Raw genomic sequence first — 12,901 nt, 5'->3', positions numbered from 1 at the left:
GGCCATGCCCCGCGCGGGCCGTCCGCCGCCGGCGGCAGTACGTCAGCCGTCCGCCAGCAGGGTCCGGACGAGTGCCTCGGTCTGCGCGTCGCGCCGCGCGGTCACCTCCAGGGCGGCCAGGAACTGCTCCACCAGCCAGTCCCGCAGCTCGTCGACCGGCGGGAGCCTGTCCTCGTCGAGCCAGATCAGCGAGGCCGCCTCCACGGCGGTGATCCACATCCGGATGGTCATCCGCAGCCGGAGCCCCGGCTCGGTGACTTTGAGATGGCTGAGGATGTGCTCGGCGGCGGACCGGCGCACACCGTCGACGACGGCGGTCGTACGGGAGGTCTCCACGACGCTTCCGCCCTGCAGCAGCGCGCTGAACCCGGGGCCGTGCCCGTCGACGAAGGCGAGATAGCGGTCGAGGGCCCTGGACAGCCGGGGCAGCAGCGGACCCTCGCGCGGCTCGTCGAAGCAGTGCCGCAGCTCGTCGGCGGCGGACCTGAGCGCCGCCTCGTACAGTTGCTGCTTGCCGCCCGGGAAGTACCGGTACACCAGGGGGCGCGACACCCCGGCCGCCTCCGCCACGTCGTCCAGCGACACCTCGTCGGGCGCGCGGTGAGCGAAGAGGGACAGCGCGGCGTCGAGCAGCTGACTGCGCCGCTCCTCGACGCCGAGGCGCCGATAGGCGGGGGTGGGAGCCTGCGGGGTCATGCCCCGCAGCGTAACCAACCGCTTCCGGTGGCCGCCTATGCCAACAGCCCGGACGACTTCCACAGCCGCCGTCCGACCCCGCGCAGCACGCCGATGTCGTCCAGGAAGCCCGTCAGCCGCTTCGACCCCTGCTGCATCACGTCCCGCCGGTGCCCGCTCGCCCTGACCTGGGCGACGGCCTCGCGCTTGTCCAGCCCGACGTTCGGGTACACCTCGGGGTTCACGAACGCCACCGAGAAGACGCGGGCGAACTCGCCGGAGGTGATCCGGGTGAACTCCTGCGACCACTTCGGCGCGGTCACCATCTGGCGCCGCAGCTCCTCACGGGCGTAGCGGACGTGCCGGGCCTCCTCGACGACATGGATGCGCGTGACGCCCCGGATCAGCGGCTGGACGCGCTCGTCCGGGAAGGTCAGCCGCTGCATCCAGTCCAGGACCTCCTCGCCGAGCAGGGTCGCCGTGAAGGAGCCGGGCGTGGTGGAGATCGTCTTGAACAGCCGGCCGAGCTGCTGATGGGACCGGCTCACCGGGTACCACGGGGTGCCGCCACGCGTGATCACCCGGGCGAACATCCTGGAGTGCCGGCACTCGTCCTCGATCTCGGTGAGCGCGTACCGCACATGCGCGCTCGTGGCGGCCTTGTCGTAGACGTGCCGCACCAGCAGCTGCATCAGGATCAGCTCGAACCAGATGCCGAGCGAGGCGAGCGCCGCGGCCTCGTGCCGGGAGAGCGCGATGCGCTGCTCCTCGCTCATCCGCTTCCACAGTGGGGTGCCGTACAGGGACACCAGCTCCGGCGGCCAGAACCACTTGCCCTCCTCGAACGGAGCGTCCCAGTCCAGCTCCTCGTCCGGGTCGAAGGAGTGCTTGGCGGAGGCGTCGAGCAGCCGCTGGGCCACCTCTTCCCGGTCCTTGAGCAGACCGAGCGCGTCGCGCAGCCCGTCGAGCGCGTCGGCTTCCGTCAGGGTCCGGTTCTGGCTCGTCATGGCGGCTCCACCTCGAGGGCACATCGGGTTACCGGCGGTTCACCCCACTTATGAGACTGCTTGTCAGCAAGCCCGTCAATCCCCTGTGCGGGACTTGTCGACGGCCAGTCCCCATGTGTGGGTGTCAACGGCACGCTCTCCGGATCACCTCATGGAGTGCCGTATCGGAGTTCGCCCTGGGTACGCTGACAGTGCCGGTCAGACTCCAGCGCATGGGAGCAATCATGAGCGCCGTACGCGACTCCGAGTTGGACGACGACTACCAGTGGCCGCGTCCGCCGCAGGACGGCTGGACCGCGGACGACCTCGACGAGCTTCCCAACCTGCCTCCGCACACGGAGCTGATCGACGGGAGCCTTGTCTTGATGAGTCCGCAGACCACTTTTCACATGTGCACGATCCGTCTGCTGGACAATTCACTCTTCGAGCAGGCACCGGGCGAATTCGAGGTCTACCGCGAATTCACAGTGACGCTCGGCAAGCGGAACCGTCCGGAGCCCGATGTGCTGGTGGCCCGTGCCGGTGCCGACACCGGGCCCAAACGGACCCGGCTCCTACCCGAGGAGGTCATCCTGGCAGTCGAGGTGGTCTCCGAGGACTCGGTCGACCGTGATCGCGAGACCAAGCCCCGCAAGTACGCCGCCGCAGGGATCAGGCACTTCTGGCGTGTCGAGGAGAACGGCGGGCTTCCCGTGGTCTACGTCTACGAGCTGGACCCGGCGACCGAGGCGTACGTACCCATGGGCATCTTCCACAATCGCCTCAAGCTCGCCGTCCCCTTCCCCATCGACATCGACCTCACCGCCGTCGACCGCCGCCGCTAGACCGAGCCCTCCGGGAACGACGTCCGGAGCGTGAACGCGTAGGGCGTCGGGCCGTGGGCGCGCAGGTGCAGCAGGCGCGCCTCCGCCTCCGCCACCGTGGGGCGGTGGCCCTTCGGGACCCACCACAGGGCCGTCATCGCCTCCCGCACCCGCTCGAACCACTCTGTGCGCCGACCCAGCATCTCCCGGTGCCGTCCCTGGTACATGTACGCGGTCAGGGCGTCGGTGTCCCGCCACACCGACAGGTTGACGATCAGCCACGCGTCGCCGAAGACCGACACGTCGGTGGCGTTCCCTTCCTCGCTCTGCAGGCGCCAGACGAAGCCGTCGGCGGCCTCGGCGTCCGCGTTCACCGGGTCGAGGTGGTCGACGAAGTCCTTCAACTGCGGCGAGTCCAGCGGGGCCTTGAGGCGGGAGATGTTCACCTGGGCGAGTTCACGGGTGGTGCCGGCTTCGGTCATGCACCGGACGGTAAGCCGGGAGCGGAACGCTTCGGTAGCCCCCGTCTCACCAAGCGGGCTTCTCTGCCTACGAGTTCAGCACCGCCTCCATCACCGCCCGCGCGATCGGTGCCGCTGTTCCGCCGCCGCTGATCTCCCGGCGGTTCGCCGCCGCGTCCTCCACCACCACCGCCACCGCGACCTTCGCCTCCGCGTCCCCGTCGCCCTGCGCCCAGGACACGAACCAGGCGTACGGCGTACCGGAGTTGCCGATACCGTGCTGGGCGGTGCCGGTCTTGCCGCCGACCACGGCACCCCGGATGGCGGCGTTCCCGCCGGTGCCCCCCTCCACCACCCCCCGCATCAGCTCCCGCATCCGCAGCGCCGTCGACGGGTACATGGCAAGCCGCGTCGGACGCGAGCCGGCCGTCGAGACAGTGCCGCCGCCCGCCCGGGTCGTCCGCTCCACCAGATATGGCTCCCGTACCTGCCCGTTGTTGACGACGGCCGCCGCGACCATCGCCATCTGCAGCGGGGTGGCCCGCGTGTTGTACTGCCCGATCGACGACAGCGCGAGCTGAGCCCGGTCCATCGTGGTGTCGAAGGTGCTGCGCGCCACCGGGAACGGCACCCGCAGCCCGCCGTCGTTGAAGCCGAAGTCCTCGGCCGTGGTCGTCAGGTCCGCCAGGCCCGTGGCCACGCCCAGCTTGGCGAACACGGTGTTGCAGGACCAGGTGAACGCCTCCCGCACCGAGGCGTCCGCACAGCCCCGGGACTCGTTCGTCAGCCGTGTCGTCGTCCCTGGCAGGATGTACGGGTCGGGGGAGTCGGTCGGTGCGTCGAGGTCGGTGACCGCGCCCGCGTCCAGCGCCGCCGCCGCGGTGACCACCTTGAACGTCGACCCCGGCGGATACGTCTGCCGCACCGCCCGGTTCAGCATCGGCTTGTCCGGATCGGCGTTCAGCCGCTCCCAGGCGCCGCGCGCCGCCGCCCCGTTCCCGGACAGCAGCTCCGGGTCGTACGACGGGACGGACACCAGCGCCAGGATCCGTCCGGTCGACGGCTCCACCGCCGCCACCGCGCCCTTGCGCGAGCGCAGCCCCTCGTACGCGGCCCGCTGCGCGGCCGGGTCGATCGTCGTGACGACGTTTCCGCCCGCGTTGCGCGAGCGCGTGAAGTCGTTCCACAAAGGCAACGGCTGGAGCACCGGGTCGGTGCCGGACAACAGCCCGTCCTCCGTGTCCTCCAGCAGGGTCGTCCCGTACTCCTGCGAGGCGTACCCGGTCACCGGCGCGTACAACGGCCCGGCGCCATAGGTCCGTTCGTAGCGCAGATGCTCCCCGGTGTCCCGCGAACCGGTGACCGGTCGGCCGTCGACCAGGATGTCGCCGCGCGGCTGGCCGTAGCGGGCGATGTCGTCACGGCGGTTGGCCGGGTTGTCGTCGTAGGCGTCGGCCCGCAGCACCTGCACGCGCGTGGCGTTCAGCAGCAGGGCGAGCAGCAGCAGTGCGCAGAAGACGGCGGCGTGCCGGATGTACCGCGTCACGACCCGGCACCTCCGTTCTCCGGACGGCCCCCGTCCCCCTGGCGCCGTGCCGAATCGCTCAGCCGGGCCAGCAGCGCCACGATCGCCCAGTTGGTGACCACCGACGAACCGCCCTGCGCCAGGAACGGCATCGCCATCCCGGTCAGCGGGATCAGCCCGGTCACCCCGCCCGCGATGACGAACACCTGGAGTGCCACGATCGCGGCGAGCCCCACGGCGAGCAGTCGGCCGAACGGGTCGCGCAGCACCAGCCCCGTGCGGTAGCCGCGCTCCACCAGCAGTCCGTACAGCAGGAAGATCGCGCAGAGACCGGCCAGTCCCAGTTCCTCGCCCGCCGTGGCCAGGATGAAGTCGGACTTGACCGCGAAGCCGATGAGTACGGAGTTCCCGAGCCCCAGCCCGGTACCGAGCAGCCCGCCCTCCGCGAAGGCGAACAGGGACTGCGCGAGCTGGTTCGGGCCCTCGCCCGCCTCGATCGAGGCGAACGGATGCAGCCAGGTCTCGATCCTGCTGTGCACATGCGGCTCCAGCCGGCCCACGGCCACCGCGCCCAGCGAGGCCAGCAGCAGGCCGACGGCGAGCCAGCCGGTGCGGCCGGTGGCGACGTACAGCAGGACGACGAACAGGCCGAAGAACAGCAGTGACGTGCCGAGATCCCGCTCCAGTACCAGCACGCCCACGCTCACCAGCCACACCGCGACGATCGGTCCGAGCACCCGGCCGGTGGGCAGCTGGAGCCCCCAGACCCTGCGGCCGGCGTAGGTGAGCGCGGCCCGGTTCTGAGCCAGGTACGCGGCGAAGAACACCGCGAGCAGTACCTTCGCGAACTCGCCCGGCTGGATGGAGAATCCGGAGACCCGGATCCAGATACGGGCCCCGTTCACCGCCGGGAAGAGGATCGGCACCGTGAGCAGGACGAGCGCGGAGGCGGCACAGGCACGGGTGAAGCGCTGGAGCATCCGGTGGTCGCGCAGCAGAAGGACGACCGCGATGAACAGCGCCACCCCCAGCGTCGACCACACCAGTTGGGTCGGGGCGGCCCGGTCGCCGGGTGTCTCCAGATCGAGCCGGTAGATCAGCACCAGACCGAGCCCGTTGAGCAGGACGGCGATGGGCAGCAGCAGCGGGTCGGCCCAGGGGGCCCGGAAGCGCATCGCGAGATGCGCGACCAGGGCGAGCACGCCGAGCCCGGCGCCGTAACCGGCGGCGCCGGGCGGGACGGAGCCGTTCCTGGCGAGCCCGACGGCGCAGTAGCCGAACACCGACAGCAGGACGGCCAGGACGATGAGGGCGAGTTCGATGCCACGGCGCCGGGGGAGGGGAGCGGCGGGCGTGGGCGGATCAGCCGTCGCCAGGGAGATTCCGGCCTTGCTCATGTGCGGAACCTACCTATATGTGGCGGCTCAGGTGGTTTGCGCGTCAGCACCAGCGTGGCGCGGGCCCGATGTTGTCGATGTGTCGGGCGGGGCCCCAGGCCCAGGTGCCGTCGGTGAGGAGGTACCAGAGCGAATTGCCCTGCACGGAGTCCCCGCCGGCCTTGCAGTAGATCGAGAGGACTTCGCCCTTGTGGGCGTAGCGGATGACGCGGGAGCCGCGGTGCGGCGAGCTGCGCAGGGCCAGCGAGTGGGCTGTGACGACGCCCTTGAACTTGCCCCGGTCGCCGTGGTTGCCGCCGGCCTGGTTGTCTCCGTCGTGGTTGCCGTTGCCGCCGCCCTGCTGGTTGTTGCCGTGGCCGTTCCCGTTGCCGCCGCCCTGCTGGTTGTTGCCGTGGCCGTTCCCGTTGCCGCCGCCTTGCTGGTTGCCGTAGCCGTTGCCGCCGCCTTGCTGGTTGCCTCCGTGGCCGTTCCCGTTCCCGTTCCCGTTTCCGTCCCCGTTGTTGTGGCCGTTGCCGCCCTGCTGGCTCCAGTTCGCTTGGCCGCCGTCGTCCCCTCTGTCGCTCGCGACGGCGGGGGTGACGGCGGTCGCGAGGGCGAGGGCGCCGACGGCCAGGGATATGGGCAGTCGGCGGATGAAAGGAGAACGCGCCGAACGCGGGGAGTGCGAGGACATGTAGTACCTCCATATGGGGGCGAAAGAGTCGAAGATGACCAATCGCCACACTAGGAGCAGCCCTCCACACCCGCCTGCCTTGGTGCGCCATCGGGGACGGCGTTGCTACTCGGTGAGTTCCTCCAGCAGTCGGGCCGTCGTCAGCCCCGCTCGCAGGTAGTCGGCGAACAGCTCGTTGTGCAGGGCCCAGCCCGAACGGCGGGCCCGGATCAGCCGGATGGCCGCATCGGCGGAGCTGCCCCGGCGCATCAGCGCGTGTGCGACGACCAGGCCGGAGCGGTTGTACCCGTGGTAGCAACGCACGAGGACCTTGCGGCCGTCGTCCAGCGCCTCGCACGCCGCCTCGGCGAGCCGCATGACCCCCAGGAGCTGCGTTCCGTCGAGCGGCCCGTCCGGGATGGGCCAGACATGGTGCTCGACCCCGGGACCGGGCCCGTGCCCCGGCAGCCGCAGCAGCGTCTGCACAAGATCGAACTCCTGCCGGACCACTGCGAGCTCCAGCTGCCCCGACCGGCCCCTGAACTCGTGCCCGCCCATCCACAGGCCGGGCGCGATCTCGTTCCACGGACTGTCCGGTGCCGGTACATCGGATTGGTTCCTGCGGGTATGCAACAGTGCCTCCCCAACATCACCGACATCACCGCTCGAGTCCTCTCAAAGGTATCCGTGTTCTTGCCCCGGGAGCACCCGCCTGTTCCCATGGAACATGGGGTGATGGTGCATGAACGGTCTGCGCGTCATACCGGCCTGGCGGCACGGCCAGGAGCGGCTGTACGTCTGTCTCCCGGACGGCAGGAACCTCGCCTGGTACGACCGTGAGTCGGCCAGGGTCAACGTGCTCGGCGAGGAGCACGAGGCGGATGTGCTCGAAGCACTCGGCCCCTTCCTCACCAGCCCGGTCTCGGTCGGCCCGCCCCCCGTCCCCACCCCCGCCGAGCTGGCCCGACTCTCCCTGCACCCCGACGACGATCTCGCGCCGAACCGCCCGGGCGAGGCCCTGCTGATCGCCCTCGACCGCGACCCCGGCCCGGCCCACCGCTTCCGCGCCGACCCGCGCCGGCAGGCGCTCACGGCGGAGCGGGCGGTGGGCGAGACCCTGGACCGCATGGACGGCCTGGGCGTACGCACCCTGCACTCGGTGCCGCTTCCCGGCGGCGACCGCGTCCACCACCTGCTCATCGGCCCCGGCGGGCTGTACGCCGTCCACGCCCTGTACGCCCACAAGCAGCGGGTGACGGTCGCCGACCCCGAGGTGGCCCTCGGCCGCCGCGAGCCGCGCCCGCTGCTGCGCCGCCTCCGCGCCGACGCCGACCGGGTCTCGTACGCCCTGACTGCGGAGGTCCGTCCGGTGCTGGTCCTGGTCGGCGCGTCCCACGTGACGGTGGCGACTCCGCCGCGCGAGGTGCGCGTCCTGACGGACGGCGACGTGGAGAGTCTGGGCCGTCTGGGGGGAGTGCTGAAACCGGCCGACGTGGAGGCCCTGCACGCGATGGCACGGGACCGGAACACGTGGGCCCGGCTGTGAACGGGGCGGGCGGAACCGGCCGAGCGGGCTGACCTGCCGGGCCTGTCGCGGTGCGGGCTCACCCGTACGGTGGTCGATGGATCCTCGGACCCGTGTTCGGCGTCTTCTCTCAGGGCTGTGCTTCCATGTGCGTGATCTGTGGGACCTGTGCACATGTGACAGGGACGGCCCGGGTCGCAAGGGACATTCAAGGACACCGGCGGAGGGCATGACCGAGGACGAGTTCGACGCTTTCTACGCGGCCGCGTTCCCCCGTCTGACCGGGCAGCTCTTCGCCTTCACCGGGGATCTGGGCGAGGCCCAGGACGTGGTCCAGGAGGCGTTCGTACGGGCCTGGGACCGGCGTCACAAGCTCCAGGCCGACGGGGCGCCCGAGGCGTGGGTCCGTACGGTCGCCATGCGGCTGGCGGTCAGCCGCTGGAGACGGGCGAGGCGTTGGCTGGAGCTGGTGCGCCATTCCGCACCGCCGGAGTCGACCCCCGGCCCCGGCCCCGAACGCACCGCGCTGGTGGCCGCGTTGCGCCGACTGCCGGAAACCCAGCGCATGGCCGTCGTCCTCCACCATCTGTGCGACCTCACGGTCGAGCAGGTAGCCTCCGAGACCGGCGCGCCCGTGGGGACGGTCAAGACCCGGCTGTCCCGGGGGCGAGCGGCACTGGCCAGGGAGCTGGCGGTGGACGAGGCCGCTGACCCGGCCTGGAGGGAGGGCGGCCGTGTCGGATGAACTCGCCACCGCTTTGCGCGAGTTGGCGGCGGACCACGAAGCCCCGCCGCCCGTGCCGGCCGCCGAGGTGCGCATCCGGGCGCGGCGCCGCGCCCGGCGCCGCCGGACCGCGGTCGCGTTCGGCACGGTGACCACGGCGGCCTGTGTGCTGACGACGATCGGACTCACCGTGCACGCCGAGGAGCCCGGCCCGAACCGTCACATCCCGGCCGCCTCGGCCGGCGCCCAGGCATCCGGCACTCCGACGACCTCCGGCACGTCGGCGCCCACCCGCTCGGCCTCCGCCACGGACGGCTTCCTGGACCTGGGCCGCCGCACGCTCACGATCGGCGGCCACGTCATGCGTGTCGACTCGCACGCCGTCGCCGCGCTGCCTGCCGGCCACCGGCTGACCGTGCGCGCCAAGCACGAGGCCATGACGCTGCCGGGCGACCCGAGGGCCGAGAACCGCCGTGGCGCCAAGGTCCCGTACGTGGTGGAGCTGCGTACCGGCAACCGGATGCCGGTCTACGCGGGCGCCCTGGCCGGCGGCGCCAAGCACCTGGGCGCCCTCGGTGCGAAGACCGGCTGGCTGGGCCTGAGCGTCAAGGACGCACGGTGGTTCTACGCCCGCGTCCGGCAGGGCGAACTCATCGAGATCACGTCCACGCCCGTCCCGGAACCGGGTGCACCGGCCCCACCGACCCGGTCGGCGGCCCACGCCGGCTGAACGGCCGCAGTCCGGGCGGCCCGCCCGGTCAGCCCGCCAGGTGCCGGAGTCCGGAGCGGGCCGGCTCCCCGTGCCTGTCCCTGTCTGCGTTCCTGTCTCTGTTCTTGTTCTTGTTCTTTTCCCTATCCCTTGACCGCCCCCGACGTCAGCCCCCGGATGAACGAGCGCTGCAGTGCCAGGAAGGCGAGCACCGACGGCAGCATCGCCAGGAACGCGCCCACCAGCAGCACCCCGATGCCCACCTGGTCGTCCGAGCGCAGGGAGCGCAGCGCCAGCGGCAGGGTGTACTGGGCCGGGTCGGTGGCGACCAGCAGCGGCAGCATGTACTGATCCCAGATCATCGTGAACCCGAAGATGCCGATCACGCCCAGAGCGGGGCGGCAGAGCGGCAGTACGACCTGCCAGAAGACGCGGAACTCGCCCGCGCCGTCCAGCTTCGCCGACTCCTCCAGCTCCTTGGGGATCTCCTTCATGAACTCGGTCATCACCAGGATCGAGAAGCCCCACGCCGCCACCGGCACGATCATGCCGACCAGCGAGCCGACCAGACTGATGTGCAGCACCGGCAGGTCCGCCAGCAGCACCGACAGCGGTACGGCCAGCACCTCCTCCGGCAGCATCATCGTCGCCAGGATGAACACCAGCACCGCCGCCGAACCGCGGAAGCGCTTACGGGCCAGGGCGTAGCCGGCGAAGACGCTGACCAGGACCTGCAGGGCCAGCCCGCCGCCCACCACGATGAACGAGTTGAGGAGATGGTCCAGGACGTTCCGGTCGATCGCCCGTTCCAGGTTGTCCAGCGACAGCCGGTCGGGGAGCAGGGTGAACTGCGTCGGGTCCACGGTCGGGGTGAAGGCGCCGACCATCAGCGCCAGCAGCGGTCCCGCGAAGATCCCGAAGAGGACGGTGTACAGGACGAACCGCAGCGCCCGGGCCCACGGCCCGCGCGCCTCCTGCAGGCCGAGCGCGGTGTCGTTCCTCATCGGGTCTCCCTCCGGCGCAGTCGCGACGCGACGGTCAGCACCAGCAGCACCAGGAACAGCAGGACGGTTCCGGCCGCCGCGACCCCCAGCTCGTTGCGTTCCAGCCCGAGCTTGTACGTGAGTGTCAGCAGTACCTCCGTCGAGCCGTCGGGCCCGCCGTTGGTGAGCAGGAACACCTCGGTGAAGATCCGCAGCCCCCGGATCGCGGCCAGGGTCAGCAGAATCGCGAACACCGGCCGCAGCCCGGGCAGGGTGACGTGCCAGATCCGGCGGAAGCGCGAGGCGCCGTCGACCGCCGACGCCTCGTACAGCACCCGGTCCACGCCCGCCAGCCCCGCCAGGAAGATCATCATGTCGTACGGGGCGCCCCGCCAGATGCCCACGAAGGCGATGGACGCCAGTGAGCTGTCCGGCGAGTTGAGGAACTCGCTGGGCCCCAGACCGAAGAGGGAGAGCACCGAGTTCAGCGCACCGCCCTGGGCCGGGTAGTACATGACCCGCCACACCTCGGCCACCACCGCCATGGCCGTGACCACCGGCAGGAAGATCGCCGACCGGACGAACCACAGGGACCGGGTCCGGCCCTCCAGCAGCAGAGCCAGGACCAGTCCGAGCACGATCGAGCCGGCGGTCGTGGCCACGGCGAGCACCACCGTGTGCCACACCGCGGCCCCGAAGTCGGCGCTCCCCGCGATCTCGGAGTAGTTCGCGCCGCCGACATAGGTGTTACCGAGGAACGGCCGGACTTCCTCGAAGCTCATCCGCACGGCCTGGGCCATGGGAATGAACTTGAAGTAGAGGAAGAGCAGCAGGGCCGGGGCCAGGAAGAGCCATGGCGTCGCGGCCCGGCGCAACCGTGCCTTCACCGGTGGTCCCGTACGGAGCGGACGCCGGGTGTCGGGCCCTGGTGACGTCCGTGCCTCGGTCACCGTCATCAGCCCTTGGCCTCCTGCTTCTCGAGCTCCGCGTCGAACTCGTCGGCCAGGTCGCCCATCGCCTTGGTCACGTCGCGCGCGCAGTCGGAGACGACGCCGTTGAGGCCCTCGGCGGAGATCTGCCGGATGGTGGCCCAGTTGGGCAGGGCCGGCGCGTTGCGGCCGGACTCGTTGTAGACCTGCTGGAAGGTGTCCCAGCGCGGATCCTTCCGTTCGGTGGCTCCGTCCACCTTGGTGTTGACGGGCAGCCGGACGATGATGCCGCCGTTGTCGACCCCGAGGCCGATCTTCTGGCCCGCCGGGGAGGCGGCGAACTCGGCGAACTCCTGCTGGCCCTTCTCGTTGGCCGAGCCGGCCATCATGTAGACGTTCTCGCCCTCCGCCAGGACGGTCTCGCCGCCGGCGCCCGGCGGGGGCGCGACGACCTCGTACTTGTCCTTGCCGAGCGCCCCGTCGAAGCGCGGCAGCATGTAGGGGCCGGTCAGATAGATGCCGCCCTTGCCGCTTTCGAAGACGGTGTGCGTGGTGGAGGAGTCGGCGGTACTGGCGCCGGGCTGGGCGACCTTGGAGTCGCAGAACATCGCCTGCAGCTTCTCGACGGCCTTGACCGACGCGGGCTCGTCGATCGCGGGCACGTAGCCGTCGCCCTGCTTCTTGACGAAGTCGCCGCCCTCCGACCACAGCATGGTGGAGAACCACCAGGTCAGATAGCCGCGGGTGGTGGTCCCCGGTATCACCATGCCGGCGGTGTCGTCCTTGCCGTTGCCGTCCGGGTCCTCCTTGGTGAACTTCATGGCCAGCTCGGTGAGTTCGTCCCACGACCCGGGTGTCTCCGCGCCCACCTCCTCCCGCCAGTCCTTGCGTATCAGCAGCGCGAAGGCCTGTGAGTTGAAAGGCACGCCGTAGTACTTGCCGTCGTAGCCCTGCGCCGCCTCCCAGGCCCGGTCGGCGAGATCGGCGCTGCCGGCCACGCCCTCGCGGTCGACCTCACGGACCAGCCCCTGGGTCACCAGGTTTCCCAACTGACCGGTGTCGTTGATGACGATGTCCGGCAGGTCCTTCTGTGCGGTGCGCTGTTGGAGCTTGGTCTCGAAGTCCGTCACACCGACGGCGACCAGTTTCGCCTTGACACCGGTCTCCCGGGTGAACGCCTTGGTGAGAGCCTCGGCCGATTCCGCGGAGGGGCTGCCGGCGTCCTGCCGGATCCAGACCTCCAACGGCTGTGACTCGTCCTGCTGTTGGCCTGTCCCGCCCGAGGAGCACCCGGTGGCGGTGGCAGCGGCTACGGCAAGAACGGCGGCGATGGTGCCGAACTGCCGCCCTCCTCTTGGCTTACGGAGTTGTTTCGACACGGGTGGCTCCGTCCAGTCCGTACGGGCGAGGTGAACGGACTCTACGCACAGACACTCCGCTCATCAAGGCAGTGAACGCTATTTATATACATGAACTCCAGGGGTGTGACCGGAGGTCCGAGCGGGACGCCA

At 70.6% G+C, this 12,901-nt stretch carries 14 protein-coding genes; 4 read left to right on the top strand and 10 right to left on the bottom strand.

Translation table 11 applies throughout. The annotated features are described in order from the left end of the window. Positions 1-42: 42 nt before the first annotated feature. Together DIZ27_RS10450 and DIZ27_RS10445 are read right to left on the bottom strand one after the other, a co-directional pair. Positions 43-696, bottom strand: coding sequence for a TetR/AcrR family transcriptional regulator (locus DIZ27_RS10450; RefSeq protein ID WP_109378059.1), 654 nt, complete (start codon positions 694-696; stop codon positions 43-45). 35 nt (positions 697-731) lie between these two features. Further along, positions 732-1,682, bottom strand: a complete 951-nt coding sequence (locus tag DIZ27_RS10445; protein WP_109378058.1) for a diiron oxygenase — start codon at positions 1,680-1,682, stop codon at positions 732-734. 212 nt (positions 1,683-1,894) lie between these two features. On the opposite strand from DIZ27_RS10445, the gene DIZ27_RS10440 reads away from it, so the two are divergent. Next, positions 1,895-2,506: a Uma2 family endonuclease gene (locus tag DIZ27_RS10440; RefSeq protein ID WP_375231948.1), complete on the top strand. Its 612-nt coding sequence runs from the start codon at positions 1,895-1,897 to the stop codon at positions 2,504-2,506. Here DIZ27_RS10440 and DIZ27_RS10435 read toward each other — a convergent pair. From DIZ27_RS10435 to DIZ27_RS10415, 5 genes are all read right to left on the bottom strand, one after another. Continuing rightward, the gene (locus tag DIZ27_RS10435; protein ID WP_109378056.1) at positions 2,503-2,967 is read right to left on the bottom strand and encodes a DUF3291 domain-containing protein; all 465 of its coding nucleotides are present in this window, start codon (positions 2,965-2,967) and stop codon (positions 2,503-2,505) included. The genes DIZ27_RS10440 and DIZ27_RS10435 overlap by 4 nt on opposite strands. A 67-nt stretch (positions 2,968-3,034) precedes the next feature. Beyond that, positions 3,035-4,492: a penicillin-binding transpeptidase domain-containing protein gene (locus tag DIZ27_RS10430; protein WP_109378055.1), complete on the bottom strand. Its 1,458-nt coding sequence runs from the start codon at positions 4,490-4,492 to the stop codon at positions 3,035-3,037. After that, positions 4,489-5,868: an FtsW/RodA/SpoVE family cell cycle protein gene (locus DIZ27_RS10425; RefSeq protein WP_181383465.1), complete on the bottom strand. Its 1,380-nt coding sequence runs from the start codon at positions 5,866-5,868 to the stop codon at positions 4,489-4,491. The genes DIZ27_RS10430 and DIZ27_RS10425 overlap by 4 nt, the downstream gene beginning before the upstream one ends. 43 nt (positions 5,869-5,911) lie before the next feature. Then, complete coding sequence (locus DIZ27_RS10420; RefSeq protein ID WP_109378054.1) at positions 5,912-6,541, bottom strand: hypothetical protein; 630 nt, start codon at positions 6,539-6,541, stop codon at positions 5,912-5,914. Positions 6,542-6,646: 105 nt separating this feature from the next. Next, positions 6,647-7,153: a dual specificity protein phosphatase family protein gene (locus tag DIZ27_RS10415; RefSeq protein ID WP_109378053.1), complete on the bottom strand. Its 507-nt coding sequence runs from the start codon at positions 7,151-7,153 to the stop codon at positions 6,647-6,649. A gap of 109 nt (positions 7,154-7,262) precedes the next feature. On the opposite strand from DIZ27_RS10415, the gene DIZ27_RS10410 reads away from it, so the two are divergent. The 3 genes from DIZ27_RS10410 to DIZ27_RS10400 all read left to right on the top strand — a co-directional run bounded on the left by DIZ27_RS10410 (position 7,263) and on the right by DIZ27_RS10400 (position 9,499). Beyond that, positions 7,263-8,066, top strand: coding sequence for an NERD domain-containing protein (locus DIZ27_RS10410; protein WP_109378052.1), 804 nt, complete (start codon positions 7,263-7,265; stop codon positions 8,064-8,066). A 208-nt stretch (positions 8,067-8,274) separates the two neighbouring features. Beyond that, positions 8,275-8,790 (top strand): SigE family RNA polymerase sigma factor, encoded by a 516-nt coding sequence (locus tag DIZ27_RS10405; protein ID WP_109378051.1) that lies wholly within the window; start codon positions 8,275-8,277, stop codon positions 8,788-8,790. Next, on the top strand, positions 8,780-9,499 hold the full coding sequence (locus DIZ27_RS10400) for a hypothetical protein (protein ID WP_109378050.1): 720 nt from the start codon (positions 8,780-8,782) through the stop codon (positions 9,497-9,499). Before DIZ27_RS10405 ends, DIZ27_RS10400 begins: the two co-directional genes overlap by 11 nt. A gap of 122 nt (positions 9,500-9,621) precedes the next feature. On the opposite strand, the gene DIZ27_RS10395 is transcribed toward DIZ27_RS10400, so the two are convergent. The 3 genes from DIZ27_RS10395 to DIZ27_RS10385 are packed head-to-tail and all read right to left on the bottom strand — an operon-like array spanning position 9,622 to position 12,769. Beyond that, a complete protein-coding gene (locus DIZ27_RS10395; protein WP_109378049.1) occupies positions 9,622-10,482 on the bottom strand; it encodes a carbohydrate ABC transporter permease in 861 nt (286 codons plus the stop codon). Continuing rightward, positions 10,479-11,417, bottom strand: a complete 939-nt coding sequence (locus DIZ27_RS10390) for a carbohydrate ABC transporter permease (RefSeq protein WP_109378048.1) — start codon at positions 11,415-11,417, stop codon at positions 10,479-10,481. Before DIZ27_RS10390 ends, DIZ27_RS10395 begins: the two co-directional genes overlap by 4 nt. Next, positions 11,417-12,769 carry a sugar ABC transporter substrate-binding protein gene (locus DIZ27_RS10385; protein WP_258308319.1) on the bottom strand — a complete coding sequence of 451 codons (1,353 nt, stop codon included), beginning with the start codon at positions 12,767-12,769 and terminating at the stop codon, positions 11,417-11,419. The genes DIZ27_RS10390 and DIZ27_RS10385 overlap by 1 nt, the downstream gene beginning before the upstream one ends. Between the last annotated feature and the right edge of the window lie 132 nt (positions 12,770-12,901).

This window comes from Streptomyces sp. NWU339 (assembly GCF_003143855.1).
In the GTDB taxonomy this organism is placed as follows: Bacteria; Actinomycetota; Actinomycetes; order Streptomycetales; family Streptomycetaceae; genus Streptomyces.
Note: the sequence above shows the minus strand (reverse complement) of the source record. Positions and strands in the feature narration are given on the sequence as shown.

Bases quoted from the DNA above. Each gene is read 5' to 3' on its own strand.
- DIZ27_RS10450 (WP_109378059.1), bottom strand. From the start codon at position 696: ATGACCCCGCAGGCTCCCACCCCCGCCTATCGGCGCCTCGGCGTCGAG.
- DIZ27_RS10445 (WP_109378058.1), bottom strand. From the start codon at position 1,682: ATGACGAGCCAGAACCGGACCCTGACGGAAGCCGACGCGCTCGACGGG.
- DIZ27_RS10440 (WP_375231948.1), top strand. From the start codon at position 1,895: ATGGGAGCAATCATGAGCGCCGTACGCGACTCCGAGTTGGACGACGAC.
- DIZ27_RS10435 (WP_109378056.1), bottom strand. From the start codon at position 2,967: ATGACCGAAGCCGGCACCACCCGTGAACTCGCCCAGGTGAACATCTCC.
- DIZ27_RS10425 (WP_181383465.1), bottom strand. From the start codon at position 5,868: ATGAGCAAGGCCGGAATCTCCCTGGCGACGGCTGATCCGCCCACGCCC.
- DIZ27_RS10420 (WP_109378054.1), bottom strand. From the start codon at position 6,541: ATGTCCTCGCACTCCCCGCGTTCGGCGCGTTCTCCTTTCATCCGCCGA.
- DIZ27_RS10410 (WP_109378052.1), top strand. From the start codon at position 7,263: ATGAACGGTCTGCGCGTCATACCGGCCTGGCGGCACGGCCAGGAGCGG.
- DIZ27_RS10405 (WP_109378051.1), top strand. From the start codon at position 8,275: ATGACCGAGGACGAGTTCGACGCTTTCTACGCGGCCGCGTTCCCCCGT.
- DIZ27_RS10395 (WP_109378049.1), bottom strand. From the start codon at position 10,482: ATGAGGAACGACACCGCGCTCGGCCTGCAGGAGGCGCGCGGGCCGTGG.
- DIZ27_RS10390 (WP_109378048.1), bottom strand. From the start codon at position 11,417: ATGACGGTGACCGAGGCACGGACGTCACCAGGGCCCGACACCCGGCGT.